Genomic DNA, 14,605 nt, shown 5'->3' on the forward strand with positions numbered 1-14,605 from the left:
TTTTACATGCATCGGATAACGCAGGCAGCAGTTTGCCGGGTAACCTCCAAGAAAGGCCGGTTTACGTTGCGATAAAGGGTCCCAAATGCTATCTCGCACATGTATAGATTGGATAAAAAATTACCGCCTCCTTTATCGACCTGATGTTATTTGGATGGAATGAACATGTCAGACGCGTCGCACAGCACCGATATCGCCATCATTGGCGCCGGCCCTGTCGGTCTTTTCGCCGTTTTCGAAGCCGGTATGCTCGGGCTTAAAACTCATGTCATCGACGCGCTTGATATGGTTGGCGGACAATGCAGCGCGCTTTATCCGGAAAAGCCGATTTTCGATATTCCGGCCCATCCGCAGATTGCCGGTCAGGACCTGATTGATCAGCTTGCCAAACAGGCCGCCCCGTTCGAGCCGACCTATCATCTGGGCCAGCAGGTTATAAAGCTCGAGAAACGTGACGATGGCCGTTTCACGCTTGAAACCTCGGTCGGGACGACCATTGATGCAGGCGCGGTTGTCATTGCGGCCGGTTGCGGTGCCTTTGGCCCGAACAAGCCCCCGATGGAAGGCCTTGAAGATTACGAAGGCAGCGGCGGCGTTCAGTATTACGTCAAACGCCGTGCCGATTTTGCCGGGAAAAAGGTCGTCATTGCCGGTGGCGGCGATTCGGCTGTTGATTGGGCGCTTTCCCTTCATGACATTGCCGAAAAGGTCATGGTCGTTCATCGTCGCCCGAAATTCCGTGCCGCCCCGGACAGCAGTGCAAAATTGCAGGCCCTGGCAGAAGCCGGAAAGATCGAGATGGTCATTCCCTATCAGCTCAAGAGCCTCAAGGGTGACAATGGCAAACTTTCCCATGTCGTCGTTGCCACGCTCAAAGGCGAAGAGCTTGCACTGGAAGCGGACCATCTGTTGCCGTTCTTTGGCCTTGCCATGGAACTGGGCCCGATTGCCGATTGGGGCCTTAACCTTGATCGCAACCATATCGGTGTCACGCAGGCCACGATGGCAACGTCGGTTCCGGGCATCTTTGCAATTGGCGATATCGCGACCTATGAGCACAAACTGAAACTGATCCTGTCGGGCTTTGCCGAGGGGGCAAGCGCCATCCATGCCGCGCGCAGCTATCTGTTCCCCGATAAGGAATTCCATTTCGAATATTCCACCACGACGGGCGTTCCGGCGGAATAAGCCCCGATCAAAAAGGAAAAGCGCACCATGCCTGCTACCAGAACCCCCGATCTTCATACCGGCGGCTGTCTGTGCGGCGCGGTGCGCTTTTCTGTTTCGGGCGATCCAACGGGCGGCAATCACTGCCATTGCGGCATGTGCCGCAAGGACAGCGGATCAGGCGTTTCGACCTTTGTCACTTTTGCGACGGTGACCCTGAAATGGGAAGGCAAACCGGCCGAGTTTGAAAGTTCGCCCAACCGGTTTCGCGGATTTTGCCCGACATGCGGATCAAGCCTGACCTGGCGGAACGGCGACCATCCCGAATTCCTTGATTTCAGGCTTGGCAGCTTCGACGACCCGACGCCCTTCAAGGCAAAAAAGCATCTGTGGATGAGTACGGCCCTGCCCAGCTTTGCCGGCATTGACCCCGATATCGAACATATCGATCAATCGAGCTGATCGCCCACGATTGTCCTTTTCCTAGACGGTCGGGACCGTGCCGCCATCGATGGTATATTCCACACCATGAATCGACGACGCCCGGTTTGATGCCAGAAAGGCAATCAGTTCTGCCACTTCTTCCGGCTGCGCCGGACGCCCCAAGGGGATGCCGCCCAAGGCATCAAGGATGCTTTGGCGCGCGGCTTCCTGGGTGATGCCGCCGCCTTCTGCAATCCGTTCGACCATAGCCTTTGATGCATCGGTATAAATCCACCCCGGCGCAACGGCGTTAACCCGCACGCCCTTGGAGCCAACTTCCTTCGAAAGAACCTTGCTGTAAGTCGTAAGCGCTGCCTTTGCCGAGGCATAGGCCGTTGTTGCGTCAAATAGCGGCAAACGTCGCTGAATTGAAGAGGTATGCACAACAACACCGCCGCCATGCCTGATCATTTCCGGCACCAGACAGCGATCCAGCCGCACAGCCGACATCAGGTTAAGGTTCAATTCCTTTTCCCATCCGGCATCGTCGATCACGGCAAAGCCCCCCGACGGGTTTGACGACCCGCCCAGAACGTGGATCAGGATATCAACCCCTCCCATGCGTTCACGTGCAGCTGCGGCGAGTTTTTCGACACCCGCCGTGGTCGCAAGGTCGGCCTGCACATAGCAATCGTAGGCGATATCATCGGGTTTCTCGCCCCGCGCCGCCGTAATCAAGGTTCCCCCACCGGCTAGCATGCGCTCAAAAACGGCCTTTCCTGTACCTTTGGTACCCCCCGTCACAACTATGCGTTTTTGCGCAAATTCCTGCGCAGGATCAGGAAGTTTCAACATTTTTTGGTCGCTCATTTTGTTGGGAACAGTGCGTTAGAAGTCGCAGTCGATTAACTGATCGAAAGTGTTTCGATCTTGCCGTTCGCAAGTTCAAACCGATAATCAAGTTCAATCGGGCTGTTGGGGAAGTCGCCGCTGACCCTGGCTTTCACCGCAAATTGTTCAGCTTTATGGGCAACTTCAATCGGCTTGGCGACAAAGTTGTATTTTGCATTGACGTCTTCCATCCATTTGCCGATTTCGGGGCGGCCGTGATGGCGTTGCTTTTCATCTTCGACAATTGCAGTTTCATTGAAAGCCGCAACCTTCTGCGCAACGCTATTGGATGGTTCAAAATATGCGGTGATCGGTTCAGGGAGTTTGATCATGTCAGTCATTCCTGTCTGCTTGCTTGTCAGACAGGCATTTTTCAAACAAACTCACATTTTGGGAAGTACGTACTTTAAAGTAAGTAACTAACAGGCTTGAAACATGGCGAAAACCTATACGCCCGTCACTGCGGCATCAGACGTCGAAACGATCTTTAAAATGCTTGAGGGTCGATGGAAGCTGATCATTCTTTTCCATCTGTTTGGCGGCAAGGTCCAACGCTATTCAGATCTGGAAAAGCTGATCCCCGGCATTTCTCAAAAGATGCTCGCACAGCAACTTCGACAGCTTGAATCCGATGGCATTATCGAACGCAAAGTTTACCCGGTGGTTCCGCCCAAGGTCGAGTATCGCATGAGCGAATGGGGGCAGTCACTTTGCCCTGCACTTGATGCATTGCTCAAATGGGCCGAGGCACGCCCCAAAGATTCAGCGATACCAGATACGAACAATCAATAACTACAATGTGCCTCAGACAAATCTAATCAAGCCGAAACCCCAAGAAAATCTTCCAGAACGCCAACGATCATGCCGTGATCCTCGTGCGAGGCAAGGCCGGATACAGTGATTGCGGCGATCACGCCAACACCATTGACGCGAACCGGAAAACTGCCGCCGTGGTCGGCATAATCGGCAAAATCAATCCCGTGTTCGGCAAGTGTCTTGCCCTTGGCCTTCAACGCCAATCCGAACTGCATTGATGATTGATGTTCGCGAAGGGTCAAATTGCTTTTGCGAGATGCCCAGGAATCATTGGCGGGCTTGGCCCCCAGAAGGGCTGCGTGGAACAAGGTGCGATCCGAAGTCCGGATGTCGACGACAACCGGGGCATTCTGTGCCCGTGCAACCGCCACAAGGGCCGATCCGATTTCCCACGCCGTTTCCTCGTCAAAGCGATCAAAGACAAGGATGGCTTCCTGGCGTTGAAGAATTTCAAGATCCATGGCGGGCTCCTGCAGCAAAACGGAATGAGGACCTAATCCATAGCGCATGGCACGAATTGCCGAAAGCCCTCAAAGAAAAAGGCTGCATCCACAATGGGATGCAGACTTTATTTCGATACCGGAACGTCGATTTATTTATCGTCGCTCATCTTAAGGGCGTTGATAAAGGCCGACTGTGGAATTTCCACCTTGCCGAACTGACGCATCTTTTTCTTACCGGCCTTCTGCTTATCGAGAAGTTTGCGTTTACGCGACACGTCACCGCCATAACATTTGGCCGTCACGTCCTTGCGCATCGCAGAAACCGTTTCACGTGCGATCACCTTGCCGCCGATAGCTGCCTGAATGGCGACCTTGAACATCTGGCGCGGGATAAGGTCCTTGAGACGTTTGCAAATCTCGCGGCCACGATGTTCGGCAGCCGAACGGTGAACCATCAATGCCAGCGCATCAACCGGTTCTTCATTGACCAGAATGGATACCTTGACCAGATCGCTTTCATCATAGCCCGCCAGTTCATAATCGAAGCTGGCATAGCCACGCGAAATCGATTTCAGGCGGTCATAGAAATCAAACACCACCTCGTTCAGCGGCAGTTTGTAAACCGCCATCGCCCGGTTCCCGACATAGGTCAGGTCCTGCTGAATGCCGCGACGTTCGGTGCAAAGGGTCAAAATACCGCCCAGATATTCATCCGGCACCATGATGGATGCCTTGATCCAGGGTTCTTCAATCGCCTTGATCTTGGTGACATCAGGGAAATCCGCCGGGTTATGCAGCAGGATATCTTCGCCCTTGGTCATCGAGATTTTATAGGAAACCGATGGCGCCGTGGTGATCAGGTCCAGTTCGAATTCGCGTTCGAGACGTTCCTGAATGATCTCCAGATGCAAAAGCCCAAGGAAGCCACAGCGGAAACCAAGCCCCAGTGCGGTCGAGTTTTCCGGTTCGAACTGGAAGGATGCGTCGTTGAGATGCAGCTTTTCAAGCGCATCGCGCAGGACATCATATTCGCTGGTATCAACCGGGAAAATGCCACAGAACACCACCGGAATGGAGGGCTTGAAACCGGCCAGCGGCTTTGCGCAGGGGCGTTTTTCTTCGGTAATCGTGTCGCCGACTTCGCATTCGGCAACGGTTTTCATACCGCAGTTGATAAAGCCGACTTCACCCGGCCCCATTTCATCAAGCGCAAGCGGCTTGGGCGTAAACACGCCGACGCGATCAACCGTATGGGTGACCTTGGCGTTCATGAAGCGGATTTTCTGGCCCTTTTTCAGCGTGCCTTCCTTGACACGCACCAGAATCATCACGCCAAGATAGGAATCGTACCAGCTATCGACCAGAAGAACCTCAAGCGGTGCCGCCGGATCGCCTGTCGGAGCAGGTAAACGATGCACCAATGCTTCAAGCACATCGGGAACACCAAGCCCGGTCTTGGCCGAAATCATCAGTGCGTCACTGGCGTCAATGCCAATCACTTCTTCGATCTGTTCCTTGACGCGGTCCGGTTCTGCGGCGGGCAGATCAACCTTGTTCAGGACAGGCACGATTTCGTGGTTGTTATCAATCGCCTGATAAACGTTGGCCAGCGTCTGCGCTTCGACACCCTGAGCGGCATCAACCACCAGAAGCGATCCCTCGCACGCGGCAAGCGAACGCGACACTTCATAGGCAAAATCGACGTGACCCGGCGTATCCATCAGGTTCAGGGTATATTCCTGACCATCCTTGGCCGTGTATTTCAGACGTACGGCCTGGGATTTGATCGTGATCCCGCGTTCGCGTTCGATATCCATCGAGTCGAGGACCTGCTCGGACATCTCGCGATCGGTAAGACCACCGGTAAGCTGAATCAAACGGTCGGCCAGGGTCGATTTACCGTGGTCGATATGCGCGATAATCGAAAAGTTTCGAATGTTCTTAAGATCGGTCATATGGCTGCTTCTGGCACTGGGCGAATGTTATGTCAAAATTCGGCTCGATTCCTGCAAAACGTGATCGCATTTCACATCGATCATTTATCACAAAGCCGGTGTCACACCGTTTGCATCATCCCGGTCAGCGTGCCGTATAAAGGCGGCAGCGACATCTGGAAAGACACGGCAGTAAAATCTGTTCTGCCGCGGTGCAAGCGGGCGATACCGGCGATTTGGGATCGTTTTGGCTTTCGGCGATCACAAAACAATCGCCAACAGCGGGTTTATAGGGGTTTTTGCCACCAATTAGAAGCGCTGTGTTTGATTTCCGTTCGGCGAAGGCACCTGCACCCGCCCTGTCATTTGCAGGCTGTGCAGTCGACACCTCATTCTTTGGCCCCAAAATCACATCAAGCTACTGGCATCCCGCCATTTTTCATCCCCCGGCAAAATTATTATTCCCGGTAGAATGCTTTTCAACAGGGAGAAAAGGACATAGGCTTTCGAAAGGGGACAGTGGGGCGGAACAGGGCAAGGGGACAACTTCGAAAATGTTTCTGACATCCATCGAACCGTCATTGTCCAAACGCGGATTGAGAAAATTGCGTAAACGTTTGGCTGCCCTGACCCTGACAGGCATGGTGATCCTGCTGTTTTCATTCTTTTTCATCCAGAAAACGCTTTATGACAGTGCGATTGATCAGGCGCGCGCCCAAATGATGGCTGTCACCTATCATCTCAGCGCGGTTCTGGCCCAGAACAGTGCGATTGATCTACAACGCGTCGTTGAAGAGAATCCCGATCTTTCGGCCGGAGTTCTTGATGGCAACCGCAATCAGATCAGCGGCACCGTTCCATCCCATTTGATTGATGACCTGTTTGATACGATTGCCGAACAGCAGGCAAATCGCGGCAGTCTGATCTGCGTCCACGGCAGCACAGTGATGCTTATGGCCTACAGCATCCTTCCGCAACTTGACCGTATCGTTGTCACCTATATTCCACGTCGGGTGTTGCTGGCCAACTGGCGCCAGGCCATCGTGCTTCATGCATCATTGTTTCTGATTGTACTTTTGATCATGGCTGGACTTGCAGTCTGGCTATGGCAACGATTGAAACGGCAGCATTTGCGCGCTGCCGATCTTGCCGAACATTTCAGCGATTCAGAAAATACCCTGTCGGATTGCGGTTGCGCGGTTTTAAGTTGGCCCGTCAGTAATCCTGATGGAACACTTGCCGTTCGGTTGAACTGGCCGGAAATACTCGGACTTGCGTTTACCGATGTCCAACCCACAGCCGAAGCATTCATATCGCGGCTTAGCGATGCATCGCGTAGCCAATTGCGTGGCCCGTTGATTGAAAACCGGTGGCAGGACAATCGTATTGGCACGATGGTCGATATGCATATTTCCGCTGATCAGACGCAGCGCTTCTATCTGATGGCGCACCGCCGCGTGGAAGAAGAAGGGGAAACCATCACCGTCCTGTTGCTGGAAACGGCCCCGCAGCAGGAACTTTGCCACCCGTTCGAAACCTATCTGCATCACACACCGGAACCATCAATCGCTGTCGATATGGAAGGTGTTCTGCGCGGCCTGAGCCCGGCCTTGGCCGAGCTTGTCGGCAAACAGGTCTATAATCTGATCGGGCAACCATTCGAAACCCTTTTCCTGCCCGAAGACCGCGAACAGGTTCGGGTGAATTTCACCAATCGCCAGCTTGGTGACACACAGGAAAAGGAACTGGTTTTCCGTATTCGCGACCAGCGCGGTGATATCCGCTGGCTCGCATGGCACGGCATCGGTCCATTCGAGGGCATGACATTTAACAGCGCACGCGATGTGACCCAGTTTGTCGAAAATGCCAACAAACTGCGAGATACGCTTGATCAACTCAAACGCAGTAATGAAGACCTTGAACAGTTTGCCTATGTCGCGTCCCACGATCTGCAGCAACCATTGCGGATGGTCGCCAGCTATACCCAGCTTCTGAAACGTCGCTATGGCGGTTCGCTGGATCAAGAAGCGGATGAATATATCGATTACGCGGTCGATGGTGCCAAACGCATGCACAAGCTGATCAGCCACCTTCTGGAATACGCCAAAACCGGTAGCAGCGACGACACCATGACGGAAATCGACTGCAATCTGGTCCTGAATGAAGCCCAGGCCGATCTTAAAGCCATTATCGTTCAGGAACAGGCCACCATTACCCATAACGATCTGCCGGTGATCAAAGGTGACCGTATCAGCCTGTCGCGTCTGTTCCAGAACCTGCTATCGAATGCAATTAAGTACCGCCGCCCGGGTGTACCGCCTCATATTGACATCCATGTTGCCCCTGACCCCGATACGCCCGGCTTCTGGCGATTTTCAGTCCGTGACAACGGGATCGGCATTCATCCGGAGCACGCACATCGCATCTTCCGACTGTTCCAGCGTTTGCATAAGGACGAGTTTAGCGGCACCGGCCTTGGGCTTTCTTTGTGCCGGAAGATAGTTGAACAGCATGGCGGCCGTATATGGCTTGATACCTCCCGCCCACTCACCAACCCGGGTGCGACGTTTATCTTCACACTGCGGGCGATGGGTTAAGGGGCCTTGTGATTTAACCTGTGGCAAGCATCTTGCTACCGTAAAGGTTTAAAGTCAGTGCAGGTCGGCAAGACCTGCCGGTTTGATGACCATTGACCACCAGGAAGCATCGCATGACACGCATCAATTTTCGTACTGCCCTGTCCCTGACAGGATTGTCGCTTCTGGCAGCTTGTGGTTCCGATCTGCGAACCATGCCAGACAGTCATATGCAGACCCTGGCATATATGTTTGCCGAGCGGGACATTGATGAACCTATGCCACCCGGCTGGCGACAGTTAAACGGCAAGGAAATCAATTACCGTTTTGCTAACGAAACGTATGCAGTTTACTCGGTCGACGAGGACGAAGAATTGCTGGTCATGCATCTGTCAGATAATGGAACTGGTCGGCTTGAAGCCGATGATGATCTCGAAAGCTGTGTCTGGAACAGCATGGTCGATCAACTGAATATCGAATGCGATGATACCGATATGGAGTGGCGCATCTACACCAACGGTCCCGATATGATTGCCGCCGACCTTGATGAAGATGAATTTGCCGTCATGCGCAAACGTCCCGGTGGCTAAAAACTTCCAAAGACCTGAACAAACAAAAACGGGCCACCCGATGGATAGCCCGTTTTTTAATCGTGGTTTGCACAAGCATCCTAGCTGCGCAAGGAGCCGCCTGTTGCCTTTTCAACCGCGGCAACGACCTTTTTGCAGACCCCGTCGATTTCTTCTTCGGTCAGGGTTGCCTTGGTCGGCTGCAAGGTGATCGAGAATGCAACCGATTTCTTGCCATCCTCGATACCTTTGCCTGCATAGAGATCAAAGATCGTGACATCCGAAATCAGGTTACGGTCCACGCTGCGCGCAGCTTTGACGATAGCTTCGGACTGCACATCCCCGTCAAGAAGGAAGGCAAAATCACGTTCGACCGACTGGAAGCTCGACGCATTCAGCAACGGGCGACCGGTCCCTTTTTTCTTTGGCATCGGAACGTTTTCAACGAACAGTTCGAACGCAACGACGCGCCCTTTGACACCCAGTGCTTTCAATACTTTCGGATGCAGTTCACCGAAATAGCCAAGGATGTTTTTCGGCCCTAACTGCAAGGCGGCAGAACGGCCCGGATGATACCAGGACGGGGCACCATCGGCGTTGACCTGAACGTTTGCTGCGGCAGTCCCAAGGGCTTCCAGCAATGCCTCGGCATCCGCCTTGACATCAAACAGGTCAATATCGCGACGGGATCCTGTCCAGCTGCGCGGAGTGGTCGATCCCGACCGCAAACCGGCGGCAACCAGACGCTGATCCCCCGGCTGATCGCCAAAGAATTCCGGACCAACTTCAAACAGCGCCAGATCGGCAAAACCGCGCGACTGATTGCGACCGACTGCGGCAATCAGGTTGATCAGCACATTGGGCCGCATCACATCCAGATCCGAACTGATCGGATTGGCAAGGAACAAGCCCGGTTTCAGATCGGCAAACAGCTTTGCCCAACGCGAATCGGTGAATGACCATGTGACGGTTTCATACATACCGCGCGATGCCAATGTCCGACGGGTCAGACCGACCCGCTTCTGGAACGGGGTCAGGGCCGGAACCGGCAGGCTGGTTTCACGTTCCAGCGGAACTGTCGGGATTTTGTCGTACCCGACAATGCGCAGCACTTCCTCGACCAGATCGGCTTCGCCAACAATATCCGGACGCCATGTTGGTGCAACGGCGGTAATGACGGGCGCAGACCCGCTAACGTCAAAGCCCAGCGACTTCAGGATTGCAATCGCCTGATCGGCGTCAATTTCGACACCCCCCAGTTCCCGGATGCGATCAATGCGAAGATCAAAGCTGTTCCGGGGGGCGGGAACGTCTCCGGCCTTGACCACATGCGAAACTTCGCCACCACAAAGTTCCGTGATCAGACGGGTGGCAACTTCCATGCCCCAGACAATTGATTGCGGATCAACACCGCGTTCGAACCGATACCGGGCATCGGAATTGATCTGCAGTTTGCGACCGGTTTTTGCAACACTGATCGGATCAAACAGGGCGCATTCGACAAACACATTGACCGTGTCTTCGACACAACCGGTTTCTTCGCCACCGATAATCCCGCCAATGCCAAGGGCCTTTGCCTGATCGGCAATCACGACCATGCTGTCGGACAGCTCGTATTCCCTGTTATCAAGCGCAGCAAGCTTTTCACCATTGGTCGCATAGCGCACATTGATGTCACCCGACAGTTTATCGGCATCAAACACATGCAATGGACGGGCAAGATCATGGGTCACAAGGTTTGTGATATCGACAAGAGCCGAGATCGGCCGCAAACCGATGGCTTCAAGACGGGCTTTCAGCCATGCCGGGCTTTCGCCGTTTTTAACACCACGGATATAGCGACCATAGAATGCCGGGGCTGCCGCATTCTGTGCAATATCGGCTGAAATCGAAACACCGACAGGGCTGTCAAACGTGCCCGAAACCGCCTGCTGGCGCGGATCGTCCTTTAGCGTACCAATGCCGGCAGCCGCCAGATCGCGTGCAATCCCGCGCACACCGGTACAATCCGGACGGTTCGGGGTCAGGCCGATTTCAATGATCGGATCGTCCGCACCAAGAACCGTTGCAACCTGCGCCCCGATTTCGGCATCTTCCGGCAGTTCGATAATGCCGTCGTGATCTTCGCCGAGGCAAAGTTCACGGGTCGAACACATCATACCCTGGCTTTCGACACCCCGGATTTTGCCCGGTTTGAGTTTCGAACCGTCAATCGGAATGATCGCGCCCGGCTGTGCCAGTGCAACCTTGATCCCGGTTCGGGCGTTCGGTGCACCGCAAACCACCTGAATGATCTTGTCACCAGTATTCACCCGACACAGTTTCAGGCGGTCGGCATCCGGGTGTTGGCCGGCTTCTTCGATATAGGCGACACGAATATCCCTAAGCGCTGCGGCCCGGTCGGTGACGCCTTCAATTTCAAGCCCGACATCGGTCAGCTTTTCGGCGATAACATCAATCGACGCATCGGTATCGAGGTGCTGTTTCAGCCAATCGAGTGTGAATTTCATGATCTTAGCCCCTCACCATATTCGGTACATCCAGCGGCACAAAACCATAATGTTTCAGCCAGCGCAGATCGGTATCGAAGAAGGTGCGAAGATCGGGAATACCGTATTTCAGCATCGCGATGCGTTCGATCCCCATGCCAAAGGCAAAGCCCTGATATTCATTCGGATCAAGTCCACAAGCCGCCAGAACGCGCGGATGAACCATACCGCAGCCCAGAATCTCAAGCCAGTCGTCGCCTTCACCAATCTTGAGCTCCCCACCCTTGCGCGAACAACCGATGTCCATTTCTGCACTCGGCTCGGTAAAGGGAAAGAAGCTCGGACGGTAGCGAACCGGAACTTCATCCAGTTCGAAATAGGTTTTAACAAACTCCAGCAGGCACCCTTTCAGGTGACCCATATGGGTTTTCTTGTCGATCACCAGTCCCTCGACCTGATGGAACATCGGCGTATGGGTCATATCGCTATCGGAACGATAGGTGCGACCGGGCGCGATGATCCGGATCGGCGGGGTTTTCGACTGCATGGTACGGATCTGCACCGGCGAGGTATGGGTGCGTAGCACAAGGCGCGACCCGTCTTCCTGCTCTGGCAGATAAAAGGTGTCCTGCATCTCGCGCGCCGGATGTTCCGGCGGGATGTTCAGGGCGGTAAAGTTATGGAAATCGTCTTCGACATCCGGGCCTTCGGCCAGGGCAAAACCCATCTCGCCAAAGATGGAAACGATTTCGTCCATCGTCTGGCTGATCGGATGAATGCGGCCAGCAGTCTCGTCCATGCGCGCGGGCAGGGTGACATCGATCCGCTCGCCAATCAGACGCGCATTCAATGCCACGTCTTCAAGATCGTTTTTGCGGGTGTCAATCGCCTCGGCAACCTGATCTTTAACAGCGTTCAACGTCTGACCGAATGCGCGGCGCTGCTCCGGATCCATCTGACCAAGGTTTTTCATCAGGCCGGTAATGCGACCCTTCTTGCCAAGAGCACTGATACGAACATCTTCAAGAGCCTGTAAATCGGCTGCTTTTTCGACTTCGGCCAGAACCTCTTCGCGCAATGCTTCGATGTTTTCCATAACTTCCGAACGCTTTGCTTAAAGTGAATTGGGATAAACAAAAGAAAGGGGACGGCCAATATGGCCGCCCCCGATCAAATCAGGCAAGTGCCGATTAAACCTTTTTGCAAAAGGTTTATTAGCCGAGTGCAGCCTGCGCCTGGGTAACCAGAGCTTTGAAAGCATCGGGTTCGCGCACGGCGATGTCGGCAAGCACTTTGCGGTCCAGTTCAACGCCGGCCTTCTTGAGGCCGTTCATGAACTGCGAGTAGCTCAGACCGTTTTCACGAGCACCGGCGTTGATACGCTGAATCCACAGGCTGCGGAACTGGCGTTTCTTAACGCGGCGGTCGCGATATGCATACTGCAGACCTTTTTCAACGGCCTGCACTGCAGTGCGGTAAGCATTCTTGCGGCGACCGCGGTAACCTTTGGCAGCCTTGATAACCTTGCGGTGACGGGCGTGAGAAGACACGCCCCCTTTTACACGAGCCATTTAACTCTCCTTAGCCTTAACCGTACGGCAGGAATTTTTTGACGATGCGGGCATCTGCGTCACAGAGAATCTCCGTGCCACGTGCCTGGCGCTTCATCTTGGTGGGTTTCGCAGTCAACAGGTGACGCTTGTTAGCGACATTGCGACGAACTTTACCCGTTGCGGTCAGGCTAAAGCGTTTTTTAGCGCTCGCTTTGGTCTTCATCTTGGGCATTTTTCTATCCTTGCATAAGCAATGAAACACGAAATTCCCCACGGCGGCTGGGCATGCCCTGAAAGATCAATGATCTTTCCAGCCTCACCACCTGTTTTGAGGACGGGTGGTTATAGACTCGACCCTTCCCTTTTTCAAGGGCCTTTTCACAGCAATTCTCTTGGAGTTTTGAAGGGTCTCGCACACCACGGCAAAACATTGCCCATAATCACCTCAGGCCTTGTGCCAAGGTATATCTGTCACACAGAATAGCTGACGATCAGTATCATCAGGTTTTTCTCACGTGTGAATATCTTGGGGAAGCACGGGATCAGGGATTAAATCGCTGTTTTAATGGTATGGACACGTCCGACCCATTTTTCGATTCGGCTCAGCAGCTTTTCGCGATTGATCGGCTTGAGAACAAAGTCATTTCCCCCCGCAGCAACGCCACCACGCAGGTCTTCCTCGCCCTGACGGGCCGTCACATAGATGATGGCACACGCAAGATCGGGAAAACGGGTCCGAACCCGAATGGAAGCTTCAAAGCCGTTCATGCCCGGCATCATAATATCCATCAGGATGATGCGCGGTTTTCTGGTCTTGAGGGTTTCAAGAAGTTCCTTGCCAGAGGAAACGCCAACGAAACTGTAACCGCCGCTTTCAACGATCCGCTTCAGAAGCACGAGACTTTTGGGGTCGTCATCAACCCCGACGATCAAAAGATCATTCCCGGCTGTCATGGCATTCCCTCTTGCTTGGAAAGGCAAAACGCCGCGGATTAACGCGGCGCCAGCACCATAATCATTATGCGACCTTCCATCTTCGGCATCTGTTCCGTTTTGGAAAGATCTTCAAGATCTCCCGAAAAACGTTGCAGCATGCCTAGACCAAGGTCCTGGTGAGCCATTTCACGTCCGCGGAAACGCAACGTGACTTTCACCTTGTCTCCACCGCCAAGAAACTTCTGCGCTGCACGGAGCTTCACATTGTAGTCATGGGTATCGATGTTCGGGCGGAGCTTGATTTCCTTGACCTCGATAACCTTCTGTTTCTTCTTGGCTTCGTTCTGTTTCTTGCTTTGTTCGTATTTGAACTTGCCGTAGTCGATCAGCTTACAGACGGGAGGCTCGGCATTCGGAGCGACTTCGACAAGGTCGAGTCCAGCTTCCATCGCCATTTCAATGCCTTCACGAACCGTCATTGGATCAGACATATTGCCTTCAGCATCAACGACACAGATGGCACGGGCTTTGATATCCTCATTGACGCGCGGACCTTCCTTGGTCGGCTGCATCGGTTTACGTGGTCGTGCTATGGATAATCTCCTTTGGTAATCAAACAAAAAGCACAGAAACAAGTCACGGGTAACACAGCAAGTGACCGGGTTGCACGTCCCGTCATGCATATTGTGAAACGGACCTTTGCCTAGCATATCGGGCCGCAGTCAGAAAGCAATGATTTTAGCCTTCTGCAACCGTATTCAAAGCCTTGCAACCCAATGCATGCGGCGATGACCAGATGATACGACAG

Annotated in this window: 15 protein-coding genes; 5 read left to right on the forward strand and 10 right to left on the reverse strand. The window is 53.7% G+C overall.

Annotated elements, in window-relative coordinates; genetic code table 11:
- The first annotated feature begins 165 nt into the window (after window positions 1-165).
- Window positions 166-1,188: an NAD(P)/FAD-dependent oxidoreductase gene (locus LG297_RS19200; RefSeq protein ID WP_404423146.1), complete on the forward strand. Its 1,023-nt coding sequence runs from the start codon at window positions 166-168 to the stop codon at window positions 1,186-1,188.
- A 27-nt stretch (window positions 1,189-1,215) separates the two neighbouring features.
- A complete protein-coding gene (locus LG297_RS19205; protein ID WP_404423148.1) occupies window positions 1,216-1,629 on the forward strand; it encodes a GFA family protein in 414 nt (137 codons plus the stop codon).
- Window positions 1,630-1,650: 21 nt separating this feature from the next.
- Here the strand turns inward: LG297_RS19205 and LG297_RS19210 are convergent, their stop codons facing one another.
- Complete coding sequence (locus LG297_RS19210) at window positions 1,651-2,445, reverse strand: SDR family oxidoreductase (protein WP_404423150.1); 795 nt, start codon at window positions 2,443-2,445, stop codon at window positions 1,651-1,653.
- A 50-nt stretch (window positions 2,446-2,495) separates the two neighbouring features.
- Window positions 2,496-2,822: a hypothetical protein gene (locus tag LG297_RS19215; RefSeq protein WP_404423152.1), complete on the reverse strand. Its 327-nt coding sequence runs from the start codon at window positions 2,820-2,822 to the stop codon at window positions 2,496-2,498.
- A 94-nt stretch (window positions 2,823-2,916) separates the two neighbouring features.
- Between LG297_RS19215 and LG297_RS19220 the strand changes: the two genes are divergently transcribed.
- On the forward strand, window positions 2,917-3,273 hold the full coding sequence (locus tag LG297_RS19220; RefSeq protein ID WP_404423154.1) for a winged helix-turn-helix transcriptional regulator: 357 nt from the start codon (window positions 2,917-2,919) through the stop codon (window positions 3,271-3,273).
- A gap of 26 nt (window positions 3,274-3,299) precedes the next feature.
- Here LG297_RS19220 and LG297_RS19225 read toward each other — a convergent pair whose 3' ends face one another.
- Both LG297_RS19225 and lepA read right to left on the reverse strand, forming a co-directional pair.
- Window positions 3,300-3,758, reverse strand: a complete 459-nt coding sequence (locus LG297_RS19225; RefSeq protein ID WP_404423156.1) for a heme-degrading domain-containing protein — start codon at window positions 3,756-3,758, stop codon at window positions 3,300-3,302.
- Between the two features lie 131 nt (window positions 3,759-3,889).
- Window positions 3,890-5,695, reverse strand: a complete 1,806-nt coding sequence (gene lepA / locus LG297_RS19230) for a translation elongation factor 4 (protein WP_007088706.1) — start codon at window positions 5,693-5,695, stop codon at window positions 3,890-3,892.
- A gap of 533 nt (window positions 5,696-6,228) precedes the next feature.
- On the opposite strand from lepA, the gene LG297_RS19235 reads away from it, so the two are divergent.
- A complete protein-coding gene (locus LG297_RS19235; protein WP_404423158.1) occupies window positions 6,229-8,271 on the forward strand; it encodes an ATP-binding protein in 2,043 nt (680 codons plus the stop codon).
- Window positions 8,272-8,384: 113 nt separating this feature from the next.
- Window positions 8,385-8,840 (forward strand): hypothetical protein, encoded by a 456-nt coding sequence (locus LG297_RS19240; RefSeq protein ID WP_404423160.1) that lies wholly within the window; start codon window positions 8,385-8,387, stop codon window positions 8,838-8,840.
- A gap of 80 nt (window positions 8,841-8,920) precedes the next feature.
- On the opposite strand, the gene pheT is transcribed toward LG297_RS19240, so the two are convergent.
- From pheT to infC, 6 genes are all read right to left on the reverse strand, one after another.
- Complete coding sequence (gene pheT, locus LG297_RS19245) at window positions 8,921-11,329, reverse strand: phenylalanine--tRNA ligase subunit beta (protein ID WP_404423162.1); 2,409 nt, start codon at window positions 11,327-11,329, stop codon at window positions 8,921-8,923.
- 4 nt (window positions 11,330-11,333) lie between these two features.
- The gene (gene pheS, locus LG297_RS19250; protein ID WP_404423164.1) at window positions 11,334-12,404 is read right to left on the reverse strand and encodes a phenylalanine--tRNA ligase subunit alpha; all 1,071 of its coding nucleotides are present in this window, start codon (window positions 12,402-12,404) and stop codon (window positions 11,334-11,336) included.
- 118 nt (window positions 12,405-12,522) lie between these two features.
- The gene (gene rplT, locus LG297_RS19255; protein ID WP_007088700.1) at window positions 12,523-12,879 is read right to left on the reverse strand and encodes a 50S ribosomal protein L20; all 357 of its coding nucleotides are present in this window, start codon (window positions 12,877-12,879) and stop codon (window positions 12,523-12,525) included.
- 16 nt (window positions 12,880-12,895) lie between these two features.
- Window positions 12,896-13,093: a 50S ribosomal protein L35 gene (gene rpmI, locus LG297_RS19260; RefSeq protein WP_404423166.1), complete on the reverse strand. Its 198-nt coding sequence runs from the start codon at window positions 13,091-13,093 to the stop codon at window positions 12,896-12,898.
- A 317-nt stretch (window positions 13,094-13,410) separates the two neighbouring features.
- On the reverse strand, window positions 13,411-13,815 hold the full coding sequence (locus tag LG297_RS19265; RefSeq protein ID WP_404423168.1) for a response regulator: 405 nt from the start codon (window positions 13,813-13,815) through the stop codon (window positions 13,411-13,413).
- A 38-nt stretch (window positions 13,816-13,853) separates the two neighbouring features.
- Window positions 13,854-14,369 carry a translation initiation factor IF-3 gene (gene infC, locus LG297_RS19270; RefSeq protein ID WP_404423170.1) on the reverse strand — a complete coding sequence of 172 codons (516 nt, stop codon included), beginning with the start codon at window positions 14,367-14,369 and terminating at the stop codon, window positions 13,854-13,856.
- Window positions 14,370-14,605: the final 236 nt, after the last annotated feature.

The organism is Thalassospira australica (assembly GCF_044790785.1).
Taxonomy (GTDB): Bacteria; Pseudomonadota; Alphaproteobacteria; order Rhodospirillales; family Thalassospiraceae; genus Thalassospira; species Thalassospira australica_A.